This window comes from Streptomyces boluensis (genome assembly GCF_009908195.1).
GTDB lineage: Bacteria > Actinomycetota > Actinomycetes > Streptomycetales > Streptomycetaceae > Streptomyces > Streptomyces boluensis.
Genome location: NZ_JAAAHS010000168.1, coordinates 1 through 15,480, shown reverse-complemented (window position 1 = coordinate 15,480; position 15,480 = coordinate 1). Strand labels below are relative to the sequence as shown.

Annotated in this window: 13 protein-coding genes; 11 read left to right on the top strand and 2 right to left on the bottom strand. The window is 66.4% G+C overall.

Annotated features, from left to right (window positions below):
- Positions 1 to 443: 443 nt before the first annotated feature.
- The gene (locus tag GUY60_RS20895) at positions 444 to 809 is read right to left on the bottom strand and encodes a hypothetical protein (RefSeq protein WP_161700081.1); all 366 of its coding nucleotides are present in this window, start codon (positions 807 to 809) and stop codon (positions 444 to 446) included.
- 260 nt (positions 810 to 1,069) lie between these two features.
- Here GUY60_RS20895 and GUY60_RS20890 point away from each other — a divergent pair, with 260 nt between their 5' ends.
- A complete protein-coding gene (locus GUY60_RS20890) occupies positions 1,070 to 1,906 on the top strand; it encodes a hypothetical protein (RefSeq protein ID WP_161700079.1) in 837 nt (278 codons plus the stop codon).
- A 300-nt stretch (positions 1,907 to 2,206) separates the two neighbouring features.
- Here GUY60_RS20890 and GUY60_RS20885 read toward each other — a convergent pair whose 3' ends face one another.
- Entirely contained in the window at positions 2,207 to 2,608 is a 402-nt protein-coding gene (locus GUY60_RS20885) for a phage terminase large subunit family protein (RefSeq protein WP_312866370.1), read from the bottom strand.
- A gap of 323 nt (positions 2,609 to 2,931) precedes the next feature.
- Between GUY60_RS20885 and GUY60_RS20880 the strand changes: the two genes are divergently transcribed.
- The 10 genes from GUY60_RS20880 to GUY60_RS20835 form a co-directional block, all read left to right on the top strand.
- A complete protein-coding gene (locus tag GUY60_RS20880; RefSeq protein ID WP_161700076.1) occupies positions 2,932 to 3,264 on the top strand; it encodes a hypothetical protein in 333 nt (110 codons plus the stop codon).
- Positions 3,265 to 3,286: 22 nt separating this feature from the next.
- Positions 3,287 to 3,595 carry a pore-forming ESAT-6 family protein gene (locus GUY60_RS20875; RefSeq protein ID WP_161700074.1) on the top strand — a complete coding sequence of 103 codons (309 nt, stop codon included), beginning with the start codon at positions 3,287 to 3,289 and terminating at the stop codon, positions 3,593 to 3,595.
- 95 nt (positions 3,596 to 3,690) lie between these two features.
- Positions 3,691 to 4,152 (top strand): DUF6507 family protein, encoded by a 462-nt coding sequence (locus GUY60_RS20870; RefSeq protein WP_161700072.1) that lies wholly within the window; start codon positions 3,691 to 3,693, stop codon positions 4,150 to 4,152.
- Positions 4,149 to 6,752, top strand: coding sequence for a hypothetical protein (locus tag GUY60_RS20865; RefSeq protein WP_161700070.1), 2,604 nt, complete (start codon positions 4,149 to 4,151; stop codon positions 6,750 to 6,752). Before GUY60_RS20870 ends, GUY60_RS20865 begins: the two co-directional genes overlap by 4 nt.
- Before the next feature lie 10 nt (positions 6,753 to 6,762).
- Positions 6,763 to 7,632, top strand: a complete 870-nt coding sequence (locus GUY60_RS20860; RefSeq protein ID WP_161700068.1) for an immunity 49 family protein — start codon at positions 6,763 to 6,765, stop codon at positions 7,630 to 7,632.
- Between the two features lie 286 nt (positions 7,633 to 7,918).
- Positions 7,919 to 8,125 carry a hypothetical protein gene (locus tag GUY60_RS39130; protein WP_246235381.1) on the top strand — a complete coding sequence of 69 codons (207 nt, stop codon included), beginning with the start codon at positions 7,919 to 7,921 and terminating at the stop codon, positions 8,123 to 8,125.
- A 22-nt stretch (positions 8,126 to 8,147) separates the two neighbouring features.
- Positions 8,148 to 9,512: a type VII secretion integral membrane protein EccD gene (eccD, locus tag GUY60_RS20850; RefSeq protein ID WP_161700085.1), complete on the top strand. Its 1,365-nt coding sequence runs from the start codon at positions 8,148 to 8,150 to the stop codon at positions 9,510 to 9,512.
- Positions 9,513 to 9,904: 392 nt separating this feature from the next.
- Entirely contained in the window at positions 9,905 to 10,927 is a 1,023-nt protein-coding gene (locus GUY60_RS20845) for a nucleotide-binding protein (protein ID WP_312866369.1), read from the top strand.
- Positions 10,924 to 14,919: a type VII secretion protein EccCb gene (gene eccCb / locus GUY60_RS20840; protein ID WP_161700064.1), complete on the top strand. Its 3,996-nt coding sequence runs from the start codon at positions 10,924 to 10,926 to the stop codon at positions 14,917 to 14,919. Before GUY60_RS20845 ends, eccCb begins: the two co-directional genes overlap by 4 nt.
- Positions 14,916 to 15,480 (top strand): DUF6177 family protein (locus GUY60_RS20835; protein ID WP_223178715.1); only part of this gene is annotated, 565 nt, incomplete at its 3' end. The genes eccCb and GUY60_RS20835, both read left to right, overlap by 4 nt.

Here is a 15,480-nt window from a genome sequence, read left to right as displayed (position 1 = left end):
CCCCCACAACACCGAACCGGCAAACCGCCTATTCATGGACAAATTCTATCCAGCGGCCCCTCCGGCCACGACCAGAAGCCGACGTGGCCTCACTGGGCACCCGCAGCGCTCCGCGTCGTTCCACGCCAAGAGTGTCGAGGTCAGGCGCCCGTCGCGCTCGCGGGTCGCGGCTTCGCCCACACTTCAAGAGCCTCGGCCGGCGAGTGCCGGCCCATAGCCTCCTGGTACTGGAGCTGGAACTTCCAGCGGGCCGCGCACCTTTGCCTCACGGGCGTGAGGCGATTGCTCACGCGAAAACACCCGTCCAACCACGTCTCCGTAGGTCGGGACAGGTGCGCATGGCGGGGCGGGTGGGACTCGAACCCACGGCCGACGGATTATGAGTCCTTTACGGATCTTCCGATCCGTCCCGGCCCTTGCCTCACCTTTCCTATAACCGCAGGTCAGATGCGCTTTACCGTTCTGACTCTGCGCCAGCTTCCCTGATCCTTCCGGGTCCTTCCGTCCCCTGCGTGTCCCCTGGAGGTCCCCCGAGAGCCTCCCGAGGGAGTCACGTGGGGGTGTCTGTATGGATCGACGCAGGTTGAGCGGCAGAGGAAGTCGAGGTCTGGAATCGCACGCAGCGGAGTGCCTTGCCGACGGACCGTGATCTCCTGCTCGGCGCCGAGCAGGTAGCCGAGTGCGGTATCCACCACGTTTGCCGCGTCGCCCAACCCCCTGCGCTCCAGGGCGAGATCATCACCCTCGATCGCCGCGAGCTGTCCGGCCTGGTTGTTGTCGTACGACGCGAGCACCTTGCCCGCGGCCACTCGTCGCATCTCGTGGGGTGGGACCCACGTCTTGACGAGCCCAGGGAACGTTCGGCTGCCAGGGCGACCGGCCTCGCCCATCACAGGCTTGTAGTTCAGCCACGAGTTGGCGCAGACCCACATCCACTCCCGGAAGTTGGCCCCATGCCACTGCCCACGGTAGGCGACGCGAGACGATACGTACCGTCCGCCTCCCCGGCTCCGGAGCCTTCCTTGACGCCATATACCGTTCAGGTGCCAGAAGATACGGGGGCAACCAGATGCCGCAAAGAACTCAAGAAGATGTGGATTCCGACCTTGAGCGCAAGCCGCTCGGCCTGAAGCACGTACTTCAGCATTTCGCAGCCATTCTTGCGATCGGGGGTGTCCTAGTCACACTTATTTTGTACTGGGTGGCGGACCGGTTCTTTGAGCGGTTTGGAGGACTCGCCCCCGAAGAGGTTGGCCTAGATGTAGCAACCTTAGCTACTCGGGCAGTCTCGTTCTTTGCCGTACTAGCGGTTCTCTTCGTCGTCCCAGCCATAGCCGTTTGGGCCGGAACGGCGGCGTTCGCAGCCTGGTTCGAACCATTCGGCGGAGACGTGGGAAAACTCGTCAAACAGCACTCCTGGGTGCGCAGGCTGCTCGCCAGCGCGATGGCCGGTCTCATCTGGGTACTGATGAGCTACGCCGAGAACCCGGGCGCCGACATGGGCCTGCCTCCCTGGTTCTTGTGGCTCCTAGGCTCGGGGCTCATCTACCTGACCGTCACCTTCCTGCACCGAGTTCCCGGCCTTGGTCGCCTCCTCGCGGGCGCTTTCCTTATCCTTACGGTCACAACAGGGATGGCGTATTCCCTCGGTCAGGTCATGGCGCGAAGCGCAGATGATTTGGCTGCAGGCAGTCGCACCACCACGATGCCGTACCTTCTGGGTATCCGAGTCCGGCCGGTGGAAGCTCAGTTCCTAAATTCGAGCGGCAAATCAATCGAGGAAACCCAAGAATTGCTGTACCTAGGGCAGTCGTCAGGAATTTACATACTTTGGGACCCCGAACGCAAGGAACTGGTCCAACGGGCTGTAACCCAGGTGCAGATCACGACACCCCTCTACAGATAGATGTCGTAGCAGCGTCCCCTCAAACAGCACGCGCACTCCTCTGGTCGGCGGGCATGGAGCAGGTTCCGGCAACCAGACGCCGAGCTGGCCGAGAGCACCCGGAACCCGTGCCACGGACAGTTACTGCACCAACCTCAGCTACATGACGTCCCGTTCATCTAAGCGCCCACTCAACCGACGGTCATCGCCCCCACGCGGCGGCGGCATCGTAGAGGTCGAGGAACAAGTCCCACAACGCCCATACCGCCGAGTCAAGCAGATCGGGAGAGGCCTCCGTCTCCCCCTGTCCAACGAACCTCGTCATCTGCTCCTCCAACTCCGCGAACAGCAGGACAGGACCGACATGCGACCCCTGGCCTGCTCGTACAACCGCGCCGCCGGCGCCGTCCTTGCCCGCTTGCCCCGAGTCGCGTGCACGATCCTCCAGTTCACTGTCGGGTCGACCTGCTCCAGGAGGGCGGGCAGGTAGTCGCCACCGTTGTTCGCCTCGATGACCGCGCAGTCCGCGCGGTGCTCGTGATACAGCGCCGCGGCCCGCTTCATAGCCTGGGTCGGGGTGTACCGGTCCTGCTCGGCGTGCAGCAGATATCCGCGGGGCCGGTCGTCCCCGAACATCGTCTCCACCGGGAACTCGCGCCCCGCGACCGTGAAGGCCGTCATGTCTGCGTTCTCATGCGACTTCGTAGCCGGGTCAACGGACACCACCACCCGTTGAAGGTCCGGCAGATGCTCGGGCCGAGGACGGAACCCCTCGACCCCATCATCCAGCCCTGCCACAGCGCACCCTCAACGTCCTCGAGGAGCTCGCACGACAGCTCCTGCCGCCCCAGCCGTGAGACTAGGGTCACGGCCGCGTCAACATCCCCCTGTGGCCACGCGCAGTGCTACCTCCCGGTCTGGCTTGATTCGCGTTGCCGATGGAACTCGCGGTTGATACAACTGGTCGGCTTGCCGCGTAAGGCCTGTGGTCTCAACGAGGCAGGCGAGCAACGATGGTTCACGACTCAACACGGGGGTGTGAGTACATGAAGTTCGACATGGGGTCGACGACCCTGTCCGATCTCGGTCGGCGGACGACCGGGTCCGGTGACGACCTGGCCTCGCTGATCAGGCAACTGGTGGCTGCGGCCGCCCCGCTGGAGGGCAAGTTCAACGGCGCAGGCCGCGCGGTGTTCGACAACTTCAAGGACAACGCGGACGAGATCACCGCCGCGCTCAACGAGTCCTTGAGCGGGATCCTGGTGGGCCAGTCCGGCATGGACACCGCGTTCACCACTGGCATGCAGGAGCAGACCGACAATGCCAACCAGCACATGGGCGCGGCCAACTTCGAGGCCGCCCGGTTCAACGGACGCTAGACAGCAACGGGGGCAGTAGGTCATGGCCAGCATGGACCGCAATTCGTACGACATCAGCGCCTCCACCGAGGTGCAGGGCAACCTCCTCGCCATCATCGGACGCCTTGAGCGCGTGCTCTCCGACCGGGACGGCGCCGTCAAGGCCGCGATGACGGAATTCCAGGCGGACGGCGTCTCCGAGGAGTACCACGGCAAGGAAGTCCGCTGGAACAAGGCGGCCAACGAGGTCCGCGAGATCATTCGCCTCGTGCGCTCGACGATGGAACAGAACGACGCCACAGCCCAGTCGACGCTCGCGAAGGCGAAGGCCGCGGTCGACAACATCGGCTGACGACGGCTCGTATGAGGAACAGCAGGTAACGGGGGATCGGTGCGTGCGGCCCGAATGTGGGTCGCACGGGCCGCGGAAGTAGTTGGGGGAGTTTCGTGTCGCGTTGGGACATTCAGCCAGCCGGTGTGCTCGGCACGCTGTCGATGACGGGCGATGCGGCGGGCCGCCTGGAGACCGCTGTCAATTCGATGCTGACGGACTTGGCGAGTGCCGCCGCCTCCGCCGGTACGGTCGTGCAGGGCAGTGCCTACACGCCACCCACGACCGCCCCAGGGATCGGCCCCATGGCGCCGACTTCACGACCTGGGGTGACGACCGGCCCCTCGACACCCTCGGGCCCAGTCGCCGCCGCCTTGAGCCAGTACCTGGAAAACCGGAAGCACAAGCTGGAATCCATGGCCGCGCGGACCGCGAACGCCATTAACGGTGCCGCCCAAGCGACCAATTGGTACCAGCAGGGCAATCTCCAGATGGCAAGTGACGCCCAAGCCAAGGTGGTGCAGGCGCCCGAAAAGATTGATATGCCGGGTGCGGGTGGAGAGCGGGGCGGAAAGTGAGCGAGCAGGCCCTCAACGCCGCAGAGATTCCCGAATTCACCGGCAACCTGGGCCAGCTGGAAAGGGACGTGTCGGCGCTGGCCGGCGACGCCACCTCCATCTGGGAGTCAGGCACACAGGTCGACACAAGCTTTCAGGGCCTCTCGGCCTACTACGAGGCGCCCGAAGCGGAGCAGCTGTTCGCCACCACCGCACCCGTCTCCAAGGCCGCCAATGAGTTCAGTGACGACCTGGAAAGTGTGGCTCAGGCGCTCGGAACGTACGCGGCCGAGGTACGTCCTCTCGTGGACAAGCTGAAGCGACTCAAAGAAGAGGCCGCCGAGTTCAGTACCCGCATCTCGGGCGATGACGAATGGCACTACGACGACGAGCTCACGGGCGAGAATCAGCGGCGTCGCGCCGAGGTCCACGTTGCCTACACGGCGTTCCAGGCCGCCGAACGGACCTGCGCCAACAAGATCTTCGCCCTCTTTTCGGACTTCCGGTTCGTCCAGGACGACGGCAAGGGCGACAAGCCCGGCAAGAACGAGTACGGCTACAGCGCCGACATGCTCGACAACGCCCAAGGCCTGCCCTGGGGCGACAAGGTCGACGAGTCCATCCACTGGTACGAAGTGCACCGCCAGATCAAGCACTTCGTCTGGGACGGCATCATCGTCGACGGCGTGTGGGGCACCCTGCGCGGCATCGGAACCCTGCTCGGCGTGGATGGCGGCGCCGCGGCCGGCGAGGCATGGACGAACCTCGCCAAGGTCGTCACCGGCCTCGCCATGACCATCGCCCCTGCTGGCGCTGTCCTCCCGGCCGTGGCAGGCGGTGACGCGACCCGCCGCTGGCTCGTGGAGTCGCAGAACGCCCTGAAGGAAACCGGCAAGGCGATGATCTCCTACGACCAGTGGGGTAAAGACAACTCCCGCGCGGCCGGCGGCGCCCTCTTCAATATCGGCACCACCGTCCTCACCGGAGGAGCTGGCGCCGCAGCCAAGGGCGGTGCGATCGCACGCGGAATCTCGGCTGCTTCGAAGGTCGCCCATTTCATCGACCCGGCGACCTACCTCGCCAGGGGGGCCAGCTTCGGCGTCTTCAAGATCGGCGACGCGATGGCGACCCTGCGCAACGTGAACTCCGGCACCTACCTCGACCTCGCGAACGGCTCCTACAAGCTGGGCGATGAGCCCGTCCAGGCTGCCGACCTGCCGGCCAACTCCGCGCTCAGCCCTGAGAATTCCGTAAAGGGCGTCGACGCCAACGGCAACACGATCTACCTCAACACTGAGACCGGGCTGATTCACCGGGCAGACGGCTCCGTGATGGAGAAGCCAGAGAACGTGATCGCTGAGGCGTCCGCGCAGGAACGCGGTGCCGAGCAGCAGCCGGCCGCGCAACCGGAGCGTGACCTCGCTGGCGTCGGAGGGCGGAGCAGCACGACAACAACGCCGTCGCATGGCAGCGGTGCTGGGCACAGCGCCCCGTCAGGCCCCGATGTTCCGGGCGGCCGCGGTGGATCGCTGGATCGCTCCGGAGGGAGCGGTAGCGGCGGTGGATGGGACGATGCGGGGCGCGCTGGCGATGATGCATCGGTGGGCCGGTCCGGCGATGAAGCGGCATCGGCGGGCGACGACGGCGTTCACGCTGCGGATGACGCGGCATCATCTGCTCAGCAGACTGACGGGCCTGCCCAAGGGGGCGGCGCCGCTGCAGAGCGAGAACTCCCTCCCGCGGAGCGCAAGCGGATCCAAGACGAACATGTCCGGAAGGCAAATAGCGATCCCACTTGGTTCAAGAAGCACTACGAAATTCGTGGCGGTCACGTTTACCGCCAGAATAAGAACGCCATAGTAGACGGCTCTAGCCTCCCGATCCTCAAAATGGGATCCAATGGCGAGCTCATCGCTAAGTACGACATGCCGAGTGGGCCGGCAGAGGTTCGTTTCAACCCCACGCCTCTCGGGCGGAACACAGTCCCTGACGGCAATCTGCCCCCTCTTGATGAGGCGACGAAGAACCGCAAGGCGGCCTTGGAGCTCACTAACGCACAGCGAGCTTTCAAGGATTCCGGATCCGCTAAAGATCTTGCTGCCCTTACAGAAGCCAAGAAGGCTTACGCGGAACAGCTTGGCAGCAGACCGAATAACAGCAAGATTTCTGAGGAGCTTGGCGAAAAGGCCGCGGAGCTGCATGTGGTCGCTCGCCTGTACCCAGAAGCTAAGGTCATAGATCTACCGAAAACACCTAACGGCGCCAATATGTTTGATGGGGCCTACAGGATGCCCGACGGTGAAATCCTCATCACGGAGTGCAAGGCGCCATCAGCCGACCTGGACTGGCGGCAAGGTAAAGCAGACCCGGAGGACCCAGCGCATCCGGACCGTGGTGATGATGGCGGGGCGCAGGGGATGAGGGTGAAGCAGGGCACCCTGCCGTACGTTCGCACAATCTTTGCCGAAATGACCTCGCGCGGCGGGGATGACGCTGTGCTTGCGGCTGAGTTCCGCGAGGCCCTGAAGCAAGGCAAGCTGCGGTATGTGCTGGTCAAGGCGAACGCCTCTACGGATGGGAACTATGCTGGCGCCATCCTGGAAAATCTGAAGATGAAGTAGAGGAGAACCTATGACCATCCGCATTGCCCGTCATGATTTCCGGACAGATAACGCGGACGAAGCAGTGGCGCCTATCGTTAAGAGCACCGAGTCGGCTCTCGCGGATATTGAGACGTCAGAGTACGATCGGGCCGACGCTCTCATGTTGGCGGTGACGACGGCTAAGTGGCGTTGCTTGACTGACCCTACGGCGGAAACTTTCCGAACGTGGGAATCATGGATTACCGCAATGCAGGTTGGTTCAGCTCTCTTTGCCGCTGGCACTGCGGGCGAGGGTCCGGTTGAGTGCCGAATCGGTGTCGAGGGCGGAGTGAAACGTCTGCCCGCCACCGGACCTCAGGACTACTTGAATGCAGGTAGTTGGCTGACTGCCTTTTACCTTGCAGTGATCTGCCGCGAGAATGACCGCATCAACCAGTTGGCTCAGGTCCCCATCGCGTTCCTTCGCGCATCGGGCGCCGAGTTTGACGAGTACATCTATGCGTGGGTGGAAACCCTACAGAACCGGTGGTTCGGTAGGGACGAGACCTGGGACACCTTGGTCACGGCAGTCGAGGGAACTGATCCCGAGGTGGCGCGAGTTGCCAGCCCGGAACTCATGTTGCAGATCCTGTATCCCCCGCTTGAGCTCTTCCAGTTCTACCTGCGTGGGGAGACTGAGCGGTTCAACGAGGCACTGGTCCGGGCTCTTACGTCGCACAAGACTTACTGGACGGCTGACGCAGCCAGGTCGCTGAGCGGTGAAGGGCTGGTTGCTCTCGGTCCGTTGGCCATCGCTTGCATGGCGCGTGATGACGGCAGGATGGCCATTGAGGTCGAGTCCGCTTACTTGCCGAAAGAGCTCGTCGAGTTCGGGTGGGTGGGCGAAGTCGACGCGTAGAAGCGTTCTGCACGTGTATCAGAGGCTCGAAAGCCCTCAGAATCCCGCGCTTTGAGACTTCCTCGCGACGAGCGGCGAGTACTCGAGTCATGATCAGTAGTGCCGCGATGAGGTTGCTCACCATGAGGCACTGACCCCGCGTTCCTCGGGTCAGGACGGATAGGGTCCGCGGGAAAACGTCCCGGTCGCCTCGGTAGGGCCGGTGTCTGAAGGAGTGCAGGTAGCAGTGGGGGCTCAGGAGTACGACAGCCAGTTGCTGGAGTCGGTTTCGGTTCGGCGTCGGCGGATGCGTGATGCGTTTCTTTTCGGGGCGCAGCGGGGGCGCAGGTCGGTCGATGAGCGGTTGGGGAAGCTGGTTGCCGGCATTGTGATCGCGGCGGTCTTGTGTGCCGGGTGCGTGGGTTGGTCGTTCATTTCGGAGCGGCTGATGGGGCAAGACCCGTCCGGTTCCAACCCCTCTTCTACGCCCTCTTCTGCTGTCACACCCCGGTGATAGGTTCGAACGCGTGGTGAGTATGGGGGCGTTGAAGCGTACGGGCCGGGCGGGGCTGAGCCGGGTCACGCTCGTTGGCGAGCAGCGGCGTATCGATCTCGTTCTGCCGTCGGACGAACCCATCGGGCGATTGCTCCCGGAGATTCTCCGGTTTCTGGATGACCGGACTGCTTCGCGGCCGATGTTGAGGCATCTCGTGACCGCCGATGGGTCCGTGCTCCCGCAGGACGGGACCTTGGAGTCAGTCGGCATCGCCGACGGTGCTGTGCTGCGACTGGTGCATGCTCAGGACGCGCCGTCTGCGCCGGTGGTGCATGACGTCACCGATGAGGTTGCAGAGGATCTGGGGCTGCGTTCCTGGGTTTGGCGTCCTTCCGCACGCCGGGTGACAGCCGGTGCAGCCGCGGTCGGCTGGGCTCTGGTTGCCGGGGTACTGGCTCGTGGCGAGCTCCAGCCCGCAAGCGCGGTTGCCGGTGTGTTGCTCGCTGTGGCGGGAGTGGTCGCGGCCGGGGGTGCGCTGGTCGGCAAGCTGGGGCGGCGTGGGCTGGCGGCGACGTTGGTCACTGCCAGTGGCGGCCTGGGCGTACTGGGCTCTTGGACGCTGGCCGCTGCTCACAACTGGTCCGGGCTGGGCCGATGGGCCGGTGTCATGGCGGTCATTACCGTCACGCTTGCGTTGGCGGGTTGGTTCACGCCGCTGGAGCGCGGCGGTCTCATCGGAGCGGGGGCTCTTGCCTCCGCCTCAGTGGGTTGGGGTGTGGTGGCCGCCCTGCAGGAAGGCGCGGGCACAGGTGGGCAGCAGGCACGCGTGGGTGCTGTTCTGGCTGTGGCGTCACTGGTGGTGCTGGGGTTGCTGCCCCGGTTGGCATTGATGGCCTCGGGGTTGACCGGTCTGGATGATCGGCGCCTCGGGGGTACCTCGGTGAGTCGGCATGATGTGACGTCCGCGCTCGCCGCGACGCATCGAGGACTTGTGCTGGGCACGGTGGTGGCTGCGGCTTCGGCTGCGGTCGCGGGGCTGTTTGCCCTGCGGGAGCCAACCGTGTGGACGGTGCCTCTGGCAGTGGTCGCGGCTGGTGTTCTGTGGCTGCGGGCACGTGCCTTCCCCTTGGTCGCCGAGGTCATCGTGCTGCTGCTCGCGGGGGCGGTGATTGCTGGGCGTCTGGTCCTGCTATGGCTGGAGCGTTCGGAGTCTCTCGGTCCGTTCGCGGTTCTCGCGGCGCTGTCGCTCGTCGCGCTGCTGGTACTGGTTGTGCAGCCCGCCGAACACGTGCGTGTGCGGCTGCGGCGCCTCGGCGACGTACTGGAGTCGGTCGGTGTGATCGCGTTGGTGCCGTTGGCGCTCGGTGTGTTCGGCGTGTACGGGCGTCTGCTCGACACCTTCTGACCTGGGCGTTCAAGCGGGCGTTCTGGTGGTCGTTCAAGGTCGGAAGGGGTGTAGTGGCGATGGCCCAAGGAGAGTGGCAGCGTGATGTGCTGCGAGAGTTGAAGCAGGCGGAGCGCGAAGAGACGGAACCGACCGTCACGCTGCAACTGTCCCGTTCCGAAGCGGAGCAGGCCTGGCGCGACGACTTCCGTGAGAGCGGCTCCACCGCACCCGCGACTGGCTCCACAGCGCCCGAGCCGAATGTTCAGCCGGGTCCGCCCGCCGCCCCTCCGCCTGTTCTGCCGCCACCGGCTGCCGCGGGTCCGGTACCGGTAGCCGTGCCTGTTCAGGCCACGAATCCTCAACAAGGTCCTGCACAACCGTTGCCTCCTGCTCAACCCCAACACCCCGCCGTGCCGCAGCAGAACCCTCTCGCGCAGGCGCCGGGCACCGCCGCTCCTCAGCCTGCGGCGCCGCAGAACCAGCCCGCGCCGCGGGACCCGCGCGTTCAGTCCGTGACCCCGGAGTCCACGCCGACCCTGGATCCGCGGCTGTCCGTTGCTGTGGGTCGTCCCGTGCACGGGGACTCGGTGCTGCGTCGCACCCGCAGGTCGCTGCACAAGCTCACCGCGTCGGCCTCGCAGGAGGTGGGAGAAGTCACCCGCCTCGGCCGCGAGTTGCAGCAGCCGGTAACCACCGGCCGTGTCATCGCCGTCACCTCGATCCGTGGTGGCGTGGGCAAGACGACGGTCTCCTCGCTACTGGCGCGCATGTTCAACCACTACCGCCAGGATCCCGTCCTGGCCCTGGAGATGGATCCGGCTCTGGGCACGCTGCCCGTGCGGCTCGGTGCCGAGACGGTCCGCTGGTCGGTGGCCGATCTGGCGGAGATCCTCAATCCGCAGATGCTGCTGACCGACGTCACCGGCTACCTGGTTCCCGTGACCGAGGGCGGCTGGCTGCTGCCGGCCAGCCAAGGGCGAATCGGCGCCCTGGTGGACGTGGAGATGTACCGCACCGTGACCCTCGCGCTGCGCCGCTACTTCGGCGTGACCGTGGTCGACTGCGAGTGCCTGCCCGGAGAGGTGGCCCGTACGGCGATGGCCACCGCGCACGCGCGGGTGCTGGTCGCGCCGGTGACTGCCGAGGGTGTCAACGGCACCCGCAAGGTCCTGGACTGGCTGGCCGGACTTCCACGCGGCGTGCTCGCCACCACCGTGGTCGCGCTGACCGCCAACTCCCCCGACACCACCCTCGACCTGAAGACCGCCACAGCCCACCTACGGGAAGCAGGTGTCGCCGTCGTGCCGATCGGCTATGACAGGCACCTCGCAGCGGGCGGCACCATCAACAACGCGCTACTCGGTGAGGAAACCCGCCGGGCCGCGGCCCGGCTGGCCGCCGAGGCGCTGCAGTTCGCGGTGAGGATGCCATGACCCAGCACGTGATACACCGCCCCGCCCGCTCCACGCGGCCCCAGCTCGAACGGGCCCAGCGCACCATCGAAGCACCCCCAAATCTGCCGGAAGGCAAGATCGGTACTGCGGCGACCGCGCTGCTGCCGATGGCCGGCGTGATGGGTTCGGTGGTGATGATGACCGTCATCCGCAACAGCCGGTTCGCCGCGATCGGCGCCATCGTGCTCGTCTTCGCGCTCCTCGGCGCCGTCGCATTGTTCCTCTCCCAGCGCGGCAAGGCGCAGCGCACTCGCCGGTCCCAGCGGGAGCGGTACCTGGAGTATCTGGAGGAGCTCCGCGAGGAGTTCGCCGCATCCGAACGCGAGCGGCGCGAACAGGCCCGAATCCTCGATCCGGCGCCGGAGGCGCTGTACGACATCGTGCGTGATCCGGCACGGCTGTGGGAACGGCGCCGACTGGATGCCGACTTCCTGCGGTTGCGCCTGGGCACCGGTGACGTACCCGTTCAGTCGCTGGTCATCGGGCAGAACGACGGTGGTGTGCTCACGCCCCCCGATCCGTTCATGCTCAACGAATCCCACGCTCTCGTGGCGCGCTATTCGCGGGCAAGTGACTCACCACTGATCGTGCCGCTCGACCGCGCCGGGAACGTCAGCATCGTCGGCGACCGCGAAGGCGTTCTCCAGGTCGCGCGGGCGCTGGTGGTCCAGTCGGCTGTGCTGCACGCTCCAGCCGATGTCGCCCTCGCCCTCGGAGTTCCCGGTGACCGGATCGCCGAGTGGGAGTGGGCCAAGTGGCTGCCCCACGTGCTCGATTCCGACCAGCACGACGGACCAACAGCCGTGCGGCGCATCGCGCCGAGCCTGGATCAGCTCGCCGATCTGCTACGTACGGATCTGCGCCGCCGGGCTTCGTACGCGGCCGAAGTGCGGCGCGGCCTGTCCGACAGGAACGCCCTCCACCTGGTGGACCGGATCCTCGTCGTCAGTGACGAGTACGGGAACACTGCCGCCGAACTCCCCCGCCCCGACACGGCCGTGGGCCTGGCCGACATGGGCGTGACCGTGCTGCACCTGCTGGAGCAGCAGGTGCACGAGCCGGACCAGGTGTCGGTGCGTATCACCGTCGACGGGGACACGGTCGTTGTGGAGGATCTCCGTGTTCCGGCTGGACAGGAATCCTCAGGTATCGCGGATGCGGTGAGTGCTCCGGGGGCTGAGGGTGTGGCTCGGCTTCTGGCTCCTTTGCGGCTGTCGGCGGAGTCGGTGGCCGAGGGCACCCCCGTTGCCGGTGCCGTAGACTTTCCCGGCCTCCTGCACATCGACGACCCGGCGGCCCTGGACCTGACCCGGCTCTGGGCCCAGCGCAGCGAACGCGACTTCCTCCGTGTCCCCATCGGTGTCGATGACCGGCACAAGCCAGTGCTGCTCGATCTCAAGGAGTCCTCCGAACTGGGCATGGGCCCGCACGGACTGTGCGTGGGAGCAACCGGCTCAGGCAAGAGCGAACTGCTGCGCACCCTCGTCCTGGCCCTGGCGGCCACCCACCCTCCCGAGGACTTGGCGCTGGTCCTCGTCGACTACAAGGGCGGGGCGACCTTCGCCCCGTTCGCCGAACTGCCGCATGTCGCAGGCGTGATCACGAACCTGGAGAACCAGGCCGGTCTGGTCGAGCGCGTGCACACCAGCCTGGCCGGTGAGGTCAAGCGCCGCCAGCAGGTCCTCAAGGATGCCGGGAACGTCGCCGACATTGGGCACTACGCCGCGCTGCGAGCGGAACGGGCGGACCTTGAGCCGCTGCCGCACCTGTTTGTCGTCATCGACGAGTTCGGTGAACTGATCACCGCCAAGCCGGAGTTCATCGATCTGTTCCTGTCCATCGGACGGATCGGCCGCTCCATCGGCGTGCACTTACTGTTGTCCAGCCAGCGCATCGAAAGTGGCAAGCTCAAAGGGCTGGACACCTATCTGTCGTACCGCTTGGGTCTGCGGACCTTCTCCGCCGATGAGTCCCGCACCGTCCTGGAGACCACGGACGCCTTCAACCTGCCGCCGCTGCCCGGCTTCGGCTACCTCAAGGTCGACACGTCGCTGTACGAGCGGTTCAAGGCCGGCTATGTCTCCGGGTCCTACCAAGGCCCGGCCCGCCGCGAGGTAGAGCCCGACGAGCCGCTCGCCTGGCCGTACCCCACCTTCAACACACTCTCTGCGACCGAAGCCCCCGCCGACGAAGAACCGACGGCCACCAAACGGGACACCGGACCAAGCGTCATGTCGACGATGGTTGACCAGCTGGCCAAAGCCGCCGACCCCGTTCGCCGCATCTGGCTGTCGCCCTTGCCCGATGCGGTCGCGCTCGACTCGGTGGCGGGCCCGCTGGATGTCTCACCCCGTGGCCTGCACCTCTCCAGGCGCCCCGACCGTCCTCTCCAAGTCCCGCTCGGCATCCTCGACGACCCAGCCCGGCAGCGGCAGGGCCTGTGGTCCCTGGACCTGACCGTGTCCGGCGGCCACATTGCACTCATCGGCGGCCCGCAGACCGGCAAGACCACCACCCTGCGCAGCCTCGCCCTGTCCCTCGCCCTGACACACACGCCTCGCGAAGTTGCCCTGTACGGCCTGGATCTGGCCGGCGGCGGCCTCGCCGCGCTCGCGCGGCTGCCACACGTCGGCGGTGTCGCGGGCCGCGCCAACCATGAGCGGGCCGTCCGCACCGTCGCCGAAGTACGCACCATGTTGCGTGAACGCGAAGAACTGTTCCGCGTGCACGGCATCGACTCCGTCGAGCAGCTGCGCCACCTGCGCGCGCAGGGCAGACTTCCCGAGCTCGCCTCCACCGACATCGTGCTGCTCATCGACGGATTCGGTGCCCTGCGCGACGAGTTCAGCGACCTCGAGGACGACGTCAACGACCTCCTCAAACGCGGCAGCGGCTACGGCATCCACGTCGTGGCGAGCATGCTGCGCTGGAACGACGTACGCATCGCCACCCAGGCCCTGTTCGGCACCCGTCTGGAACTGCGCCTCAACGACCCCGGCGACTCGGCGATCGACCGCAAACTGTCCGAGACCCTCAGCACGGACGAGCCCGGCCGCATCCTGACCGACGGCAAGCTGTTCGCGCAGGTCGCCCTGCCCCGTATCGACTCGGGTGTCAGTACCGGTGATCTTGCCGAAGCTCTCGATGCGGCGGCTTCCTCCATCCGTTCCGCCTGGCACGGCGATCTCGCCGCCCCTGTCCGCGTCCTGCCCACCCAACTGCCCGCCGACAAGCTGCCCAGCCTCACCCATGAGCCCGAGCGGATCCCGCTCGGCGTCGACCAGGAAGCCCTCGCCCCGGTAACCCTGGACCTGTTCGGGTCCGATCAGCACCTGCTGATCCTCGGCGACAACGAGTGCGGCAAAACCAACCTGCTGAAGCTGATCGTCGGCCAACTCACCGCCCGCTACAGCGACGAGCAGCTCGTCTTCGGCGTCTTCGACCCGCGCCGCGGCCTGCGCGGCGTCGTCCCCGAGCCCTACCGCGGCGGCTACGCCTACAACATCAAACTCGCGGGCGCCCTGGCCGGCGGCATCGCGAAGGAACTCGACAAGCGCATGCCCGACGAGAGCGTCAACCACGACACCCTCACGGACGTCGCCACCTTCTCGGGTCCGCGCATCGTCATCCTCATCGACGACTACGACATCCTCACCACCGCAGGCCAACAGCCCCTGGAACCGTTCCTGCCATACATTTCCTCGGCCCAGGACATCGGCCTGCACTTCATCCTCGCCCGCCGCGTCGCCGGATCCTCCCGCGCCCTGTACGAGCCGCTGCTCACCACCCTGCGCGAATCCGGCACCACCGCGCTGGTGATGACCGGCGACCGCAGCGAAGGCCCGCTGCTGCCCGGCCTCTACGCCGGCCAACAGCCTCCCGGGCGCGGCACCTTGGCCCGCCGAGGCCGCGGCCATCAGCTCATCCAGACCGCCCTTGCGCCCCAATCCCAGGAAGCACCCTCCGCATGACGAAAGACGTCATCGCCCTCACCCCGAAGATGCCCGACCCGATGGCGATCCTCGCCGGCCTGTACGCGGGCGGGCCCGACCTGGAAGCTCAGACGCTTCACGACGGCGCGGTCATCCAGCTCACCACCCCCGCCGGCCGCCCGCTGCTCTCCGTCGAAGCGCCGCTACTCATCCACGTGCCCGGCGAAACGGCTCGCCTGCTGGGCCCCGGCACTTCGGGCGACGCTCCGGTGTGGTGGACCGAGGTCCGTGCCTCCACCGCGCTGCCGGAGGCCGAGCGCCTGGCCGCGTCCTTCGCCGGCCGCCTCAACATCCTGCTCGGCGGGACCACTTGGCCTGCGGACACCGCGACGCTGGAGGTGGTCGAGCTCAGCCCCGAGACCGCCACCCTCGCGCCGCCAGACGAAGCGCAGCCGGCCGTCGACGTGCTCACCCCCCGGGCCGCCGTCGTCATCAACGACCGCCCTCTCGTCCCGATGACCACCTGGCTCTCCGACATCCTGCGCATCGCCGCCGACGCGGAACGGTCCCTCCAGATCGTCACGCCCCCCGGCACCCGCC